At 71.5% G+C, this 16065-nt stretch carries 12 protein-coding genes and 1 pseudogene; 5 read left to right on the top strand and 8 right to left on the bottom strand.

All coding sequences use genetic code 11. From position 1 onward, the window contains the following. Positions 1 to 200: 200 nt before the first annotated feature. The 5 genes from ACIBAD_RS03120 to ACIBAD_RS03100 form a co-directional block, all read right to left on the bottom strand. Positions 201 to 725: a VOC family protein gene (locus ACIBAD_RS03120; RefSeq protein ID WP_134068732.1), complete on the bottom strand. Its 525-nt coding sequence runs from the start codon at positions 723 to 725 to the stop codon at positions 201 to 203. A 435-nt stretch (positions 726 to 1160) separates the two neighbouring features. After that, positions 1161 to 1424, bottom strand: coding sequence for a hypothetical protein (locus ACIBAD_RS03115; protein ID WP_134068731.1), 264 nt, complete (start codon positions 1422 to 1424; stop codon positions 1161 to 1163). 297 nt (positions 1425 to 1721) lie between these two features. Next, on the bottom strand, positions 1722 to 3413 hold the full coding sequence (locus tag ACIBAD_RS03110; RefSeq protein ID WP_398904035.1) for a hypothetical protein: 1692 nt from the start codon (positions 3411 to 3413) through the stop codon (positions 1722 to 1724). A gap of 288 nt (positions 3414 to 3701) precedes the next feature. Beyond that, entirely contained in the window at positions 3702 to 5438 is a 1737-nt protein-coding gene (locus tag ACIBAD_RS03105) for an immunity 49 family protein (protein WP_398904751.1), read from the bottom strand. 336 nt (positions 5439 to 5774) lie between these two features. After that, positions 5775 to 5936, bottom strand: coding sequence for a hypothetical protein (locus ACIBAD_RS03100; protein ID WP_166681978.1), 162 nt, complete (start codon positions 5934 to 5936; stop codon positions 5775 to 5777). A 460-nt stretch (positions 5937 to 6396) separates the two neighbouring features. Between ACIBAD_RS03100 and ACIBAD_RS03095 the strand changes: the two genes are divergently transcribed. The 3 genes from ACIBAD_RS03095 (at position 6397) to ACIBAD_RS03085 (ending at position 8640) form a co-directional block, all read left to right on the top strand. Then, complete coding sequence (locus ACIBAD_RS03095) at positions 6397 to 6945, top strand: DUF4262 domain-containing protein (protein WP_134068729.1); 549 nt, start codon at positions 6397 to 6399, stop codon at positions 6943 to 6945. A 138-nt stretch (positions 6946 to 7083) separates the two neighbouring features. Then, the gene (locus tag ACIBAD_RS03090; RefSeq protein WP_398904032.1) at positions 7084 to 7713 is read left to right on the top strand and encodes a hypothetical protein; all 630 of its coding nucleotides are present in this window, start codon (positions 7084 to 7086) and stop codon (positions 7711 to 7713) included. A gap of 129 nt (positions 7714 to 7842) precedes the next feature. Continuing rightward, positions 7843 to 8640: a hypothetical protein gene (locus ACIBAD_RS03085; RefSeq protein WP_398904030.1), complete on the top strand. Its 798-nt coding sequence runs from the start codon at positions 7843 to 7845 to the stop codon at positions 8638 to 8640. Here ACIBAD_RS03085 and ACIBAD_RS03080 read toward each other — a convergent pair. After that, positions 8594 to 9565 carry a LysR family transcriptional regulator gene (locus tag ACIBAD_RS03080; protein WP_398904028.1) on the bottom strand — a complete coding sequence of 324 codons (972 nt, stop codon included), beginning with the start codon at positions 9563 to 9565 and terminating at the stop codon, positions 8594 to 8596. The genes ACIBAD_RS03085 and ACIBAD_RS03080 overlap by 47 nt on opposite strands. Positions 9566 to 9635: 70 nt before the next feature. Here ACIBAD_RS03080 and ACIBAD_RS03075 point away from each other — a divergent pair, with 70 nt between their 5' ends. Continuing rightward, positions 9636 to 10271: a maleylpyruvate isomerase family mycothiol-dependent enzyme gene (locus ACIBAD_RS03075; protein WP_398904026.1), complete on the top strand. Its 636-nt coding sequence runs from the start codon at positions 9636 to 9638 to the stop codon at positions 10269 to 10271. Between the two features lie 82 nt (positions 10272 to 10353). Here ACIBAD_RS03075 and ACIBAD_RS03070 read toward each other — a convergent pair whose 3' ends face one another. Beyond that, positions 10354 to 12180: a glycoside hydrolase family 15 protein gene (locus tag ACIBAD_RS03070; RefSeq protein ID WP_134068726.1), complete on the bottom strand. Its 1827-nt coding sequence runs from the start codon at positions 12178 to 12180 to the stop codon at positions 10354 to 10356. Positions 12181 to 12371: 191 nt separating this feature from the next. On the opposite strand from ACIBAD_RS03070, the gene ACIBAD_RS03065 reads away from it, so the two are divergent. Further along, entirely contained in the window at positions 12372 to 13754 is a 1383-nt protein-coding gene (locus ACIBAD_RS03065) for a diacylglycerol/lipid kinase family protein (RefSeq protein WP_398904024.1), read from the top strand. Positions 13755 to 13799: 45 nt separating this feature from the next. Here the strand turns inward: ACIBAD_RS03065 and ACIBAD_RS03060 are convergent. Further along, a pseudogene (locus tag ACIBAD_RS03060) lies at positions 13800 to 15567 on the bottom strand (SulP family inorganic anion transporter). Positions 15568 to 16065 lie beyond the last annotated feature (498 nt).

Here is a 16065-nt window from a genome sequence, read left to right as displayed (position 1 = left end):
TGTGCGAGGCGAAGCAGTTCGGAGACGGTCGACATCCGGCTTCGCCTCCTTCCAGTCGTGGCTCGCGCGTCGGTGCGGTCGAAGCTACGTTGCCGCAGGTTCATCGGTCAAGCGGGTCAGGGCCGCCGCTGTCCGCACGTCGGTGGAGGCTCTGACCCGCTTCAAGCCCGGCGGAGGGGCCTTCAGGCCATAAGTCGATCTCAGTGGCTCGGCCGCTGCGGGGCGCTGGCCACTCCTGCCGCCCGGCCGCTGAGCGTGGCGTCCAGGGTCTCCTGGGCCGTGCGCATCGCCTCGGCGTACTTCGGTTCGGACATTCGCCGCCAGGCCAGGTCCGGTGCGATGTCCTCGACGCGGCTCATCACCCACCAGATGTTGCCGAACGGGTCGCGCACCCTGCCGCCGCGATCGCCCCACGCGCTGTCCGCGATCTCGGTGATCACCACTGCCCCGTGCGCCACGGCAGCGGCCATGGCGGCGTCCGCGTCCGGGACGTAGACCCGCAGCAGGGAGGGCATCACAGGCCAGTCGGGCCGTCGGTCGAAGGCCAGCACGACCGTGTCGCCGATCCGGATCTCGCCGTGGCCGATGGTGCCGTCCTCGACCGGTACCCGTGCGATCTCTTCGCCGTCGAACGCGGCGGTGATGAAGTCGAGCAGTGCGCCGGTGTCGTCGGTGACCACCCACGGTGCAACGCTGGTGTAGCCCTCGGGTGCGGTCTTCCTCATGGGTGTCTTCCCCTCGTGTGCTCCTGCGTGACGTGACGACACTAGGGGCCAACTAGGACGGTTTCGCGCCTAGATGAGCGCGACACCAACGCGCCCCACTGGATCAGGCGGATACCGAAGCCGTCGCACAGGGCCAGGACCAGCGTGCTGACGGCGGCGACGTCGCACCGGGGGAACTCGCCCGAGTCGATGCCCCGTTCCACGGCTCCTGCGACCCTGCGTGGAGCTGGTCGCAGAGGTCCACGGCGGGGTGCCGGGCCGTCTGATCGCGCCGGGCGCGCACCCACAGCTCCTGCCGGAGCTTCCAGTCCGGACGCAGATCCGCGTCGCTGGGGAGCACGCTGCCAAACACGTCATGTTGTGGGCAGTGCCGGCAGGCGTCGGTGCAGGCCAGTGGAACTCCGCGCGCCGAGACCCCTCAGGATGCGGCTTCGGTCAGTCGTCGCGTGCGTCGGTTCCGACCACGTAGCCGACGAGCGCGCCGGCGAGCACGGCCCAGGCCGCTGCGACGGGTCCTGCCGTGGTCCAGGCGAGGAGGCCGAGCAGCAGGGCGGCGAGGGCTCCGGTGGCGAGGGCTCGTGGGTCGGTGAGGAACCTCCAGTGCCTGCGTCCGCTGCCGGGCCGGCGGATCTCGGCGACTGCCGTCCTGATGACGAGGGCGGCCACCACGATGGCGATGCTGATCAGGGCGGTCGCCATGGCGTCTCCGATGCGGTCAGTCGTGCGGTGTGGCGGCTGGTCCTGCCCCGTTGCGCTCGTAGGTGTCGGGGACGCGTCGGCTTCCGCGTCGACGTCCTCTTCATCGTAAGGATGACTGCAGAGAAATGGAGTGACGTTTCTCCTTGACGGGCGCCGCCACGAAACCGGCACCCGGCCGGCTCGGCGCCGCCGCCGTGGGCCGTCCGCTGCAGGAGTACGCCGATGCCGTCCCCCGAGACCGGAGGACGGGGTGCTCCCGGACCGGTTCCGGTCGCGGCAGCACCCCGTCGGCTCAGGTCACGGGCAGCCGGAGCCCGTTCCGGGGTTGGCGCAGACGTCGGTGCCGGAGCCGCCGTTGTTGATGTTCGTGCCCGGGCCGCCGTCGAGGTCGTCGTTGCCGGCGTCGCCGAACAGGGAGTCGTTGCCGGGGCCGCCGGTCACGGTGTCGTCGCCCGGGGAGCCGTGGAGGGTGTCGTCGCCCGTGCCGCCCGAGATGCGGTCGTTGCCGGGACCGCCGGTGACCGAGTCCGCCCCGGGGCCGGCGCATACGAGGTCGTCGCCCGGGCCGCTGTTGATGGTGTCGTTGCCGCCGTGGGCGAGGATGACGTCGCGTGCGGGCGTGCCGTTGATGTTGTCGTTGCCCGGGGTGCCGATGATGGTGGGCTGTTCGCCGAAGCAGGTGACCGCGTCGACGGTCGTGGTCTCCGTCGCGGTGTCGTTGGCCGGGGTCGGGTCGGAGACCGCCCCGGCGACGCCCGCCGTGTCGACGACGAGGTCCTCGGTCGTGGCCGTCACGGTGATGGTTCGCGCGGCGCTCGCTCCGGCGGTGAGGGTGCCGACGCCGCAGGTGACGACTTCCGGGGTGGTGCCGGCCGCGGTGCACCCGGGGGAGGCCGAGACGAACTGCAGTCCGGCCGGGAGGGTGTCCTGGAGCACGACCCCCTCGGCCGTCTGCGGGCCGTTGTTCGTCGCGGTGAGCGTGTACGTGACGTTCTGGCCCTCCACGACCGGGTCGGAGCCCGTGTCGGACTTCGCGACGGCCAAGTCGGCGGCGGTCAGGTGGAGGTGCCCGATGAAGCTGGAGGTCTCGGCGAACCAGATGTCGTTGTCCGGGCCCTTGGTGATACCCCAGGGGCCGCGCTCCGAGGAGGGCAAGGGGAACTCGGCGATGACGCCGGAGGTGCTGATCCGCCCGATCTTCCCGCTGTTGCGTTCGGTGAACCACAGGCTGTCGTCCGGCCCGGCGGTGATGTCCTGGGGCTGGGGCGCGGAGCCGTTCGACGGCACGTCGTACTGGGTGATCACGCCGGACGGAGTGATCCGGCCGATCCGGTTGCCGCCGAAGACGGTGAACCACAGGTTCCCGTCGGGGCCGGTGGTGATGTCGGTCGGGCCGCCGCCGCCGGGGACCGGGAACTCGGTGACGGCGCCGGACGGGGTCATGCGGCCGATGAGGTTGTCGCCGATCTCGGTGAACCAGAGGTTCCCGTCCGGTCCGGTGGTGATGTAGGACGGCTGGCCTGAGCCGACCGGGAGCGGGAACTCGGTGAGGGCGCCGGTGGTGGTGATACGGGCGATCCGGTGGGCGTTCTGCTCGGTGAACCACATGGCGCCGTCCGGGCCGGTGGTGATGCCGGTGGGTTCGTCGAACTGGTCGGGGAGGGGGTATTCGGTGACCGTGCCGTTCGTGTCGATCTTCCCGACCCGGGAGTCGAAGTGCTGCATGGTGAACCAGACGTTCCCGTCCGGGCCGGTGGTGATGTCGTGCGGGGTGCTGAACTCGCCGGGCAGGGGGTACTCGGCGATGAGGGTGCCCGTCGGGCTCATCCGGCCGATCTTGTTGCCGACCGCCTCGGTGAACCACAGGTTGCCGTCCGGGCCGGTGGTGATGCCGACCGGGGTGCTGGGGGTGGGCACGGGGTATTCGGCGATGCCGACGGCGGCCCGGGCCTGCGGTGCCCCGGCGGCCAGGGGTAGGACGGCGGCCATCAGGATGCCGGTGACCAGCGCCGCCAGACCGCGCCGATGTCGGGGCTTCGGCCGTCGGGGCGTCCCTGGATCTGGCGCATTGCGGGGTGTGGGAGGCATGGGCGGGCACCTTTCGGTCGGGGGAACGCGCCCGTCGTACCAGTGCCCGATCGTTTCTTCGGATGCGGCGGCACCTGCGACACGCCGGATCTACGCCCGGATTTCACCCGATCGGCGCAGTGCCGACGCCCCCCCTGCCGCGCCGAGCGCCCGTCCGGCGCCCGCCGCGGCCTTCCGCTGCGCACACCCCTAGAAGGGTTCGGCGGCCCGCAGGAGATCCTGGGGAAGGTAGGGGGATTCGACTCGGATGACCCAGCCGCGGCGGCGGGCGTGGCAGGCCAGGGCGAGGATGTCGAGGTTGACGGAACCATCCGGATCGTCGGCGCGGTCGGCGACCTGGTAGTGGTCGCGGTGGGCTTCGAGCGCGTCGGCCAGGGCTAGGTTGAAACTCTCCTCATCGCCCTCCACGAGCTGTGACAGCAACACCGCCGGCGGCATGGCGAACCCCCGGTCCTCCGCCTTCTCGGCCTGTTGTAGCGCCCGCTGCGCGGCCTGTTCGGGATCTGCGCCCTTCAGGTAGGCGTGAAGGGCTTCGCGGTACGCGCTGAGGGCGGAGCCGTCCGGGCGCGCGAAGGCAGGGCCGGTGAGGACCAGCGGTGCGAGGTCCTCGCGGGCGCCGGAGATCAGGGCGAAGGCAGTGGCCTTCTGCCAGTTGCCGGCGTGGGCCTCCCCGCCCCGCTCGGCCCGGTAGCGCAGCTTTCGGCCGTCGACGGTCACCTCCACCTCGGTACCCGGCTCCGCCAAGGCGATGCGGAACAGCGCCGCCCCCATCTGCGAGGCCAGCCGGAGAGTCGCGAGCCGTGCATCCGTGACACCGCCGGGATCCCCGGCGCGCCATGTGAAGAGGCGCTCCTGATCACCCATGACGCTCCCGAGCCGCCAGACGGCAAGGGGCTCTCCGCCGACAGGGGTGAACGCCTCCTGGACGTGTTCCCCGTACACGGCCTCTATCCGCGGGTCCACCGTCCGCTCGCAGGCGGGCCGGTCCACGACCAGCGGGCCCGCGGCGAGCGCGGCGACCGCGTCCGGGCGCCGATCCCGGCCGAAACCCGAGACCCGCGGTCCTCGGGTCTCGAAGCCGGTGATCAGTGCATGCGGGAGGTAGTCGGTGCGGACGGCGGGCACCCAGCCCAGCGTCCGGTACGCGAGCGCGGCCAGGGCGATGGGCACGAGCGGGAGGAGAGTGCTCGGTGAGGCTGCGGAGCCGTGCAGCGTGCTGTGCCCGACGAGGAGCTCCGCCAGCGCGGTGTCGAAGGCCTCCCGGTCCTCGGCGGCCAGGGCGCGCAGTGTCCGCAGCGCCACGCCGTCCGGCCGTTCCAAGAGCGGCTCGCCGGTCTCCTCGGCGCGGGTACGGATGCGGTCCAGGGCCGCGTCGACGGCGCCGAGCTTGGCCTGCGCACTCGGCGGCCACGCCTCGTCGTCGCCGGTGTCGTCCAGGACCACGGCCATCAGTCCGGTGGCGAGCTCTCCGATGGGCGTTCCCTGCGTCTGCGCGGAGAACTTGTCGCGGGCGAAGTGGAAGGCCTCCCCGTGCCACTTGGCTTTGTCCCTGAGGACCGCCAAGCAGAGCGCGTCGATCCACTCTCCCGGCGTGATGCTCTCCTCGGGGGCGTCCTCACCCGGGTCGTAGCTCATGCCGAAGTTCACGTACTCCAGGAAGACCTGGAAACTGCAGTGCGGGTGGTACGCCGCGTAGGCGACGGCGCCTGCCGCGGCCTCGGAGGCGTCCTTCAGCGCGGCCTTGGCCTCCGGGGTGTCGAGGCCGGGTGCTCCGACCGAGAGGGCGCCCAGGTAGTCGAGGAACTCGTCGGCGATCAACTGCCATTCGCAGGTGGCCATCCGGCCGGCCCGCGACATGGACCGCACCTGACCCCCGATACGGTTCGTGAAGTCCTCCCGCGCGGCCGACACGACGGCCCCGCCCACCTGATGACGCTCTATTCGCACTGCCCTGCTCCTTGATCGAAACTCTACGGGACAGCCTAGGCGCGGGATCTGACAGTCGATCCGCTACCGCGCACGGCGCCCCCGCCGTCTCGCGCCGAGGCACTCGCGGCACGTGCCCCCGCAGCGTCCGCTGCTGCGGCTCGCGCGTGGTGCGTGGACCGGAGCGGGCCGGACCGGACTGGACTGACTGAGCGCCGTGGTTGGCCGTCGAGGTGTGTCTGATGATGCGGGCGGGCCGGCCCGGATCGCGTGCGCTGAGCGCTCCAGCCTGGTTCGATGACGTACGAGGGGGACGTCCGCTTCGGAGATGTGCTGTCAGGGGTCGTCGCCCTGGGTGTGGACGGTGGCGGGGGTGCCCCGCCGGAGGCCGAGGCGGAACTGTTCCGGACCGACCCGCTGCCCGAGCACCTTGAGTCGGGAGACCTCTGCGGGGTCGGAGTCCCGCCGGCCGCGGTCCACGTGACTGCTGTCGACCACCGCGAACCTCCGCTGGAGACAGGTTGGCTGCCGCGCCCCGAGCTGACCGTGGCCGTGCTGCCCCGCGGCCTGTCATACCGGGAGTTTCCAGACGGCCCCCTGGCCAGCGCCGCTGCCGTTGACCTGGTCCGGAGCAGTGCTGCGCATCAGGATGGAGCACCACCTCAAGGCGCAACTCCCTTCACCGTACGGTCGATCGAGGCCGCCCGCCGAACCGGGGGCACCCCCGCTGTTCCGGGAGGCCCTGGACCTGGCGAGGCGCCGGCTGGTCCGGCAGCGCTCCGCGGCAGCCGGTTTGCTGCCGTTGGAGGGTGCTCTGCTCGACGACCTGTACGGGCCGGTCCGGCTGCGGGCTGCGGGCTGCGAACATGCTCGCGGCGTTCGACCCGGCGGTCGCCCCCACGCCGCCGCCCGGCCACCCCGCCGCTGGACTCGAACGCTCGCCGCGTAGCCTCCGGGCGTGACTGATGATCCGTTCCAGTGCCGCTGCGTCCTCTGCCACGACTACGGCGACCGGGACGAAGCGGACCGCGCGGATCTGACGATCATCGAGAACGTGCAGCAGCACGGATGGCACGTCGTGATGGTTCCCGAGGACGAGATCGGGCCCGGATTCGCCTATACGATCGGCCTCGCCCACACGCACGGCGCACCTGAACTCGCGATGTTCGGGCTGGACGTCCGCGCCATGCACGGCATGCTCAACATGCTCGGGGCGAAGTCCGCAGCGGGCGCCGTACTGGGTGAGGGCCAGACGCATCCCGGTGTTGCCGACGGTCGTCGCGTCGCGCTCAGGCAGGTGGATCGCCGCTGGTACCGGACCTTCTTCGGACGGGCCATCGGGTTCTACCGGCGGCCGCCTCTTCCCGTCTTGCAAGTTGCGTGGCCCGACGTGGACGACCGCTTTCATTGGGAAGAACCGGTTGAGGAGAGGCATCGGGAGTCACAGCCTCAGCTGTGGCTGCCACCGAGTGAGCATCCTGTCGGGGTCTGGACGACCGAACTCTGACCTCGATCGTGCCGGCCGGCGACAGACCCGCACCGGTGCGAGGAGCCACCGGAGCGAGATCGTTCTTCGGAGTGGTTCGGTGGCTCGGGAAATGGTGAGGCTTCACGTCAATGGCCGAGGCTGAGGGACACTGTGTGAATGCTGATCATGGATGCCGTACTGGAGACCTACGGCGCCGGGGATTTCTCTCTGTGGCCCCTTGCCGAACCATCCGCGGACCGCCTTCTGGCTCTGTCCGGTCAGCTGTCCTCCCTGCAGGTCGGCACGGCCATGGCGATCCTGACGAACCACAACCAGGAACATGGCGAGCCCGGAGTCCCCGCGCCCGAGAGCAGTCTGGAGCAGGTCCGCCGTCTGCTGGCAGCGGAGTGTGCCGTCGCTCCTGGTGGTCTGAGGATCCGGGACACCGCCACCGGGGTCACGGCGTCGCCCGGATGCTGTTTCGGACTGGAGAACTGGCGGGACTGGCTCGCCCTCGCCGACGGCGAGTGGCCTTGGCTCGGGCATGATCCGACGCCGCGTGTCGAGCACGTCGGGGCGGTCATCCGGTTGTGGCCCGATGCGGACCGGCCCGAGGGGTCTCCCATCGACATTCCCCGAGCCCAGTTGTCTGAGCTGCTCGGCTCCGTTCAGGACGAACTCGTCGCCTTCTTGGCTTCCGTGGGCCGGTGGGCTGAGCACTGCGCTCCGTCGGTGGCCGCAGCCCTGGTCGAGAAGCTTGACGAGGGCCTGGCCATATCCGCCCCGTTGCCGGACAGCCGCTGGTGAGCTGCTCGTCGGCGCTCGTCCGGTCGACAGGTCGATGTCCGATGCGACACGCAGAGTCCGAGAACGACGGTCACAAAGGGGCCGGCCCCCCCCAAAGGGTCCGGTGGCTCCGGCTGGGATCATGGCCCCATGCCCGAGGAGTCGAACCTGCTGTCAGCCCTGTGGCCGCTCGCGCCGTCGGGTACGACCGACTGGCTGTCGGAGCTGTGCGGCGACGGCGTGACCGGTTTCATGCCGCCCGCGATACCCGACGCCGTCTGGGTCCTCAACGCCATGTACGAGAACGAGCACGGTCCGACCGAGGTGTCGCACCACGAGCACCGTCAGGCGCGCCTGGCGGACGGAACCATCAAGCCCGCCACCTTTGCCGGCATCGATCTCGAAGTGGGCATCGCCACCGGGGGTGGCCTGGGCCGCGCCGAGCCTCCCGGCCGCGGCTGGCGGCGGCTGCGCTGGGCGGAACTCGCCCTGCGTACCGGCGATCCCATCGTGCCGGAGGGGCTGCTGCCGTCGTACCGCTGTTTTCCCACGGTCAAGAAGAACGGCAGCTGGCCTCTCGGCATCGATCCGCCCACCGAGGGGAGCCTGGACCGCGCGACCTGGAACCGGCTGGTCGCCATCCTCACCGAGCACAGTCCCGCGGGGCCGGACACCCCGTGCCTGGCCTACTACAACCCGCTGATGCTGAAGACCGTCGACTTCGACGACCTCCATGTGCAAGCCGGTCGTCTCGGCGATGCCGAGATCCTCTACGACAACCCCGTGGCCGACTTCAGCCCGTCCAACTTCTGGGCCGAGGACCGCTCCTGGGTCCTGTGCACCGACTACGACCTGTGGGGCACCAAGATCGTCGGCCCTCCCGTCCTCATCGAAGCGCTACTCAACGACACGGGGGTCGAGGCGGTACCACTGCCCTGGGCGCGCTGACGGCGAGCCGTTCCGGCGCGGTCAGGCCGGTCCGCAGCAGCTCCAGGAAGACGGTGGCTGCGGGGCTGCAGGGGCCGTCCGTCCGCCAGACCAGAGCGGCCCGGCCGCGTAGCCGCGGCTCGGTGATCTCCAGCGTCCGCAGCCCGAGGGCCGACGCCTCGCCGGCGGAGAGCTCCGGAATCACCGCCACGCCGAGACCGCGGGCGGCGAGCTGGGCGAGGAACGGCGGAGCGGCGGCCTCGAAGGCGATGCGGGGCCGGAAACCCGCCTGCGCGCACGCGCGGTCCAGGACTGCGCGCAGCCCCGTGCCACGAGGCAGGCTGATCAGCGGGCGCTCGCGGAGCTCGGCCAAGGGAATGCAGGTGCGGTCGGGGGGCGTGAGGACGGGGTCGCCCGGGGCGACGGCCGCGACCAGGGGTTCGTCGACCAGGACTTGGGCGGAGATGCCCGGTGGGGGCTCTTCGTCCGCGAGTCCGATCACGGCGACGTCGAGTTCGCCGCGATCCACTGCGATGAGCATCCGCTCCGAGGTGTCCTCGGTCAGGGCGATTTCGACCTGGGGGTGGTCCTCGTGGAATCCGGCCAGTACGGAGGCCAGGTCGAACTCGTGGGCTGCCGCGGCCGCGCCCGAGACGAGGCCGAGGGTGACGTGACCGCGCAGCAATCCGGTGAACTCGTCAGCGGTCTGCCGCACCGCTTCGACCGCGGCGAGCGCGGCCCGCGCGTACGGCAGTACGGCCCCGCCCACCTCCGTCAGGGTCACCGACCGGCCGGAGCGGTCGAGCAGCCGGTGCCCGAGTTCCTTTTCGAGCTGGCGGACTTGGGCGCTCACTCCCGGCTGCGCCAGGTGCAGACGGGCGGCGGCGCGGGTGAAGTTGGCTTCCTCCGCGACCGTGACGAAGTACCGCAACTGCCGAATGTCCATAACCGATCATTCTAGTTGTGAGACGTGCAAACTCTTGGACTTATGGCGGGCCTGCCGAGAGCCTTGAGCCATGGGGAACATGACACACCGGAGACCAGTGGCGGATGTCAAAGCCGCGATAGCAGCGGAACGCCGGGAGCTGGCGGCCGTACTGGACGGCCTGTCGGCCGAGGAGTGGGACGCCCCGAGTCTGTGCGGGGGTTGGCGGGTACGGGAGGTCGCGGCCCACATGACGATGGGGTTCCGCTACTCGCTCCCCAAGATGGCGCGGGAACTGATCGGCGCGCGGGGCAGCCTCAACCGGATGACCGACCGCTGTGCCCGCAAGGACGCGGCCGCCCATTCGACGCATGAGCTCGCCGCGTTCCTCGGCGACAACGCGGATCATCCGTGGAAGCCGCCGGTCGGCGGGATCGAGGCGGCCCTGGGCCACGACGTGGTCCACGGCCTGGACATCACCGTCGCGCTGGGCCTCGGCCGCCGGGTGCCCGAGGAGCGCGTGCGCATCCTCCTGGAAAGCATCGACGCCAGGACCCTCACGTTCTTCGGAGCCGACCTGGGAGGCGTCGAACTCCGGGCCGACGACCTCGACTGGTCCTTCGGTACCGGAACGCTCCTGTCCGGCGCCGCACAGGACCTCCTCCTGCTCGCATACGGCCGACGGCTCCCGCCGGGACACCTCCGCGGCCAACCGCGCCACCGCTGAGGCCGAGGACGTACCCTGCCGGCACCGGCATCGGCTGCGCCTGCGCCCGCCGGAGGGCGACCGCGTCCGGCCCGGGTCCCGGTCACGGCTCCGCCTTGTCGAGCTGCTCGTCGAGGGCCATGGCCGCGGCGACGAGGGCGAGGTGCGTGAACGCCTGCGGGAAGTTGCCGAGTTGCTCGCCCGAAGGCCCGGTCTCCTCGGCGAACAGGCCGACGTGGTTGGCGTAGGTGAGCATCTTGTCGAAGGCGTACCGGGCCTGTTGGAGCCGGCCGGACCGCGCCAGGGCCTCGACGTAGAGGAAGCTGCAGAGGTTGAAGGTCCCCTCCGAGCCGCGCAGGCCGTCGGGGGAGGCCGCCGGGTCGTACCGGTAGACCAGGCTGTCGCTGACCAGGTCCCGGTCCATCGCGTCGAGGGTGCTGAGCCAGGCCGGGTCCATGGGGGAGATGAAGCCGACCCGGGGCATGAGCAGGAGCGAGGCGTCCAGCACGTCGGTGTCGTAGTGCTGCACGAAGGCCTGCCGCTCCTCGTGCCATCCGCGTTCGACGATCTGCCGGAAGACCGCGTCCCGGGCCGCGGTCCAGCGGGTGATGTCGGCGGGTCGGGAGTGGGACGTCGCCAGATGGACCCCGCGGTTGAAGGCGACCCAGGTCATGAGCCGGCTGTAGGTGAAGTTCTGGCGGCCCCCGCGGGTTTCCCAGATGCCCTCGTCGGGGCGGTCCCAGTTGTCGGCGAGCCAGTCCAGCACGTTGCTGAAGGCCAGCCAGCCGCGGAGGGCGCCCATGTCGCCGGAAACGGAGAGGGCGTCTGCCGCCTCGCCGTAGATGTCGAGCTGGAGTTGGTCGGCCGCCGCGTTGCCCGCCCGTACGGGTGCGGAGCCCATGTAGCCCTCCAGGTGATCGAGGATCTCCTCGGTCAGATGGGGCTCCCCGTCGACCCGGTACATGATCTGGAGGGGGTCGCCCGACGAGGTCGCACCGGCGTCGATGCGGTCGCGCAGCCAGCGGCGGAAAGCATGGGCCTCTTCCTTGAAACCCAGGTCGACGAGGGCGCGCACCGACAGCGAGCCGTCGCGGACCCACGTGTACCGGTAGTCCCAGTTGCGCTCGCCGCCGATCTGCTCGGGCAGTCCCATGGTCGCCGCGGCGATCGGCGCGCCGGTGGGGGCGTAGGTGAGCAGTTTGAGGGTGATCGCCGAGCGGTTGACCATGTCCCGCCAACGGCCGCGGTAGGTGGAAGAGCGCAGCCATCGGTGCCAGAAGGTCCGGCACGCCTCCAGCTCGTCGGCGATGCCGTCCCGGGAGAGCGGCTCGGGGGCGGGACCGCCACTCGCGGCGCTGGTCAGTACGACAGCGGCGACCTCGCCGGCCCCGAGGGTGAAACGGGCGGTGATGTCGTCGCCGTCGGCCTGCAGTGTGACGTGGCCGGCCGCCTGAAGGTGAAGATCCGTCTCCGGCCCGTGGAAGACCACGGTGTGGTCGTCGGTCCGGGTGAGGGAGTGGGAGGCGCGGCCGTAGTCGAAGCGCGGGCGGCATTCGAAGGTGAAGGACAGGCTCCCCCGGACGACGCGGGCGATCCGGACCAGGCGGTGCCGGTCGGTGGCGACGGTGCCCTCGATCGGGACCATGAAGTCGGCGACCTCGCCGACGCCACCGGGTGCCAGGAAGCGGTTGACGAGGACGGCCGTGTCGGAGAGGTACAGCTGGCGAACCGTCCCGCCGCTGCCGTCCGGGAGCTCCGCGGCGAGCGTGCAGCGGCCGCCCCGCTCACTGTCCAGGAGCGAGGCGAAGACGCTGGGGGAATCGAACCGAGGTGTGCACCACCAGTCGATCGTTCCCCCGGACGACACGAGCGCTGCCGTTTGCAGATCGCCGACCAGACCGTGGTCGGCGATGGCTGGATAGTGGTTCACATGCCCTCCTTGGCCCGGCCGCAGGCCGTGTCCCGATCACGCCCTCACGCTCACAGGGTGCGTCGACCCGCGGCACCGCGCATGCGGAGGAGCCGCGTCGGCGCCGCTCGGGCGCGCGGGGGAGGTGCCCGGTAGCGTGGGGCCGAGGGGGGGGCGATACGAACCGTCGGCGAATCGAAGGACAGACCCTCATGCCCTGCCGCAACCCCGACGACGCCGAGCCGCGCGTGAGCAGGCGTCAGCGTTGGGCCGCGCGGCTGGCCCTGGTGGCGGCCCTGGCGGCGCCCGTGGTGCTGCTGGTGTTCGGCGGCCTCGTCAGCCTCGTGCTGATGGCGGTCGGGTGGGCAGGGCTGGCGCTCACGGCCGCCGGCGTGTGGTGGATGCTCACCCACACCGGCTGGATCAGGGTGCTGGCCGTGCTGTTGGTGGTCGTCGCACCACTTGCCGTCCTGCTGATGTACGCGACCGCGGGGCTGCTGTGGGCCGTGCCGGTCTCGCTCTGCCTGTGGGCCCTGGCCATTGCCGCGGGCAGGCATGCTCTGGCCGAGGCCACGGCATCGAGCATGCCCGAGCACTCGGCCGTCCGCCCCGAGAGGCCCTTCCTGATCATGAATCCGCGCTCGGGCGGCGGGAAGGTCGAGAAGTTCCGTCTGGCGCAGCGGGCCCGGGCCCTGGGTGCCGAGGTCGTGGTCCTGGATCCGGACCGGCGCCAGGACGTGGCCGAGCTGGCGAGGCAGGCCGTCGGGCACGGGGCCGACCTGCTCGGCGTCGCGGGCGGCGACGGCACGCAGGCCCTGGTCGCCGCCGTGGCCGTGGAGCACGATATTCCGTTCATGGTGATCAGTGCCGGCACGCGCAACCACTTCGCCATGGATCTGGGCCTGGACCGGCAGGACCCCTCCCGGTGCCTGGAGGCACTCACCGACGGCGTCGAGCTCCGCGTCGACCTCGGCTTCCTCCACGAGGGCGAACCGGCGGACGGGAGTACGTGGCGCGTCTTCGTGAACAGTGCCTCGTTCGGCGTGTACGCGGAAGTCGTGCAGAGTCCGGCCTACCGTGACGACAAGGCCCGCACCATTCTGGAGATGCTGCCGGACCTGCTGAGCCGTGCGAGCGGTGCACGGCTGGGCGTCCGTGCCAATGCGCTGGCCTGGGACGGTCCCCAAGCCGTCCTGGTGAGCAACAACCCCTACCAGCGGGGGGATTCTGCCGGACTGGGGCACCGGGAGCGGCTGGACTCCGGCGAGCTGGGGGTGCTGAGCGTCGACGTCGCGAACGCCGCCGAAGCGGCGGAGCTCCTGCTGCACGGCGGGCAGGGCCGCGGCCTGACCGTGGTCACCGCCCGTGAGGTCCTCGTCGACGCGGACTCTCCCGTGATCCCGGTCGGTGTCGACGGCGAGGCCCTGATGCTGTCCACTCCCGTGCGCTGCCGTATCGAATCGGGCGCCCTGCGCGTGCGCGTGCCCCGGCACCGCCCCGGCGTGCCGCGGACCGTGGCTCCGATGGACTGGCGCCGGGTGCGGCGGCTGGCACTGACCGTGGGACGGGCCGCGGCCGGACACGGCGGAGCGTGAGCGGCGGAGCCCGTCGAACCGGTGACGCCGCCACCCGGCGGCCGGTCACTTCTCGTCGGCGGGCGCGGATCCGGCGGGCCCGCGACCGGGCTCTGCGGGCCGGCGACCGGGCTCGCCGGACTCTTGGCCGGGCCCGGTGGGAGACGCCCACTGTGCTCCGGTGCGCCGGCGGAAGGCGGCCACGGCGGCCTCCACGGTGGGGAAGAAGTGCGCGGGGTCGATGGTCCGGGTGAGTTCGTACCGCTCGATCTTGCGCCGTACGGGGTCCTTGAGCTCGGCGAACACGAGGTGGACACCGTCCGCGTTGAGCGCCTCGTCCAGGTCCTGCAGGATGTCGGCGGCGGTGGTGTCCACGTCGGTCATGGGCTCCGCCGCGACCACGATCCAGCCCGGCCCGCGGCTCCGCGCCGGCCATTCGCCTGATCTCGTCCCGGAACGTCTTGGCGTTGGCGAAGATGAGCGGGGCGTCGAACCGGTAGATCACCAGGCCCGGCAGCTGCTCGGCCTGAGGGTAGGAGCGGATGTCGTGGTAGCCCTCCAGGCCCTGCACCCGTCCGAGTACCGTGTCGTACGGCCACCGGGCGCGCCGGAAGACGTTGAGGACGGACAGGCCGACGGCGATGGCGATCCCGGGCAGTACGCCCAGCAGGGCCACACCGGCGAAGGCCGCGAAGCACAGGAGGAACTCCGTCCGGCGACGGCGCCACAACAGGGCGGCACCCGGTACGTCGGCCAGGGACAGCGACGCGGTGATGACCACGGCGGCCAGTGCCGGCTGGGGGAGGTTGCGGAACAGGCCCGGGGCCAGCACGAGCATGAGGACGATGAGCGCCGCTCCGACGACCCCGGTGAGCTGGCTCCTGGCCCCCGCGCGCTCCGCCACCGCCGTCCGGGACCCGCTCGTGCTGACGGGAAAGCCCTGGAATAGGGCGGCCGCCAGGTTGGCCGCACCGACGCCCGCCATCTCCTGGTTGCCGCGGACCTCCTGCCCGGTGCGGGCCGCGAAGGCGGAGGCGTTGGAGATCGTGTCGGCCAGGGACACCAGGGCGATGCCCAGCGCGCCGCCGAGCAGCGGTGCGAGATCGGTCAGGCGCACGTCGGGGAGGGTGAACGGCGGAAAGCCCTCGGGAAGTACCCCCACGAGGCTGACGCCGTGCTCGCCCAGGTCGAGGGCGGTGGCCGCGGCGATCGCCAGGACCACCATCACGAGCACCGCGGGAACCTTCGGCAGGAAGCGCTGGAGGACCAGGACCAGGGCGATTCCGCAGATGCCCACCGCGGCGGCGGCCGGTACCGCCGCCCCGCCGGCGAGTTCCCGTACGAGGCCGACGCACTGGCCGATCAGGTTGTCCGCGTCGACCTTGAACCCGAGCAGCTTGGGCAGTTGACCGATCAGAATGGTCAGCGCCAGACCGTTCATGTAGCCGATCATCGTCGGCTTGGAGACCAGGTCGGCGATGAAGCCGAGCTTCGCCACCGAGGCCAGGATCATGATGGCCGCCACCATGATCGCGAGCATCGACGCCAGCGCGACGGCCCGGCCGGGATCGCCGTCGGCCGCGACCAGCGGCAGCACGGTTGCGGCGATCATCGGCCCCAGCGAGGAGTCCGGGCCCAGCACCAGGATCCGGGACGGGCCGAACACCGCGTATCCGAGCAGGCAGAGGATCGTCGTGTAAAGGCCGGTGATGGCCGGCAGGCCCGCCAACTCGGCGTACGCCATGCCCTGCGGCACCAGCAGCGTGGTCAGGACCACACCCGCGACCAAGTCCCTGACCAGCCACTCGCGCCGGTAGGCGGAGGCCGCGCCGATCCCGGGGAGCGACCGGAAGCGGGAGAGGACCCGGGGACCGTCGTGCCAGGGCGTCACGGACGGGCAGCCCGGGGCTGCTCCGCGCTCATCACGTGGCGGATCGTCCGGTCCTCGCCCCGGCGTCGAGTGACTCGGCTCTCCCGTCCGACATCAACCGTCACCCCTTCTCCGGTGCGGACGCGGCTGCGGGACCGAGCGCACCCGCGGGGCTCGGCCACCCTGATGGTCACTCCGTGCTCGACTCGACGAGATCGCCCTCCAGGCGTGCGCCGGTGCCGGAGCACGAGAGGCCTTGGGCGCTACGGGGTGGGCCGAATGCCGGGGCCTGGGGCGGTCGCCTCGGAAGGAGTACGGCGGATCGTGGTCCGACGGCCGGAAGTGGGGGGGGGGGGGGGGGGGCCCGCCCCGCCCCCGGCCCCGCGGCGCGGGGGGGGGGGGGGGGGGCGGCGCGCCCCCCCCCCCCCCCCACCGCCCCCCACGGCGCCAACCCCGGAGGCC

Origin of the sequence: Streptomyces sp. NPDC051109 (assembly GCF_044455885.1) — a bacterium.
Classification (GTDB): Bacteria; Actinomycetota; Actinomycetes; order Streptomycetales; family Streptomycetaceae; genus Streptomyces.
Note: the sequence above shows the minus strand (reverse complement) of the source record. Positions and strands in the feature narration are given on the sequence as shown.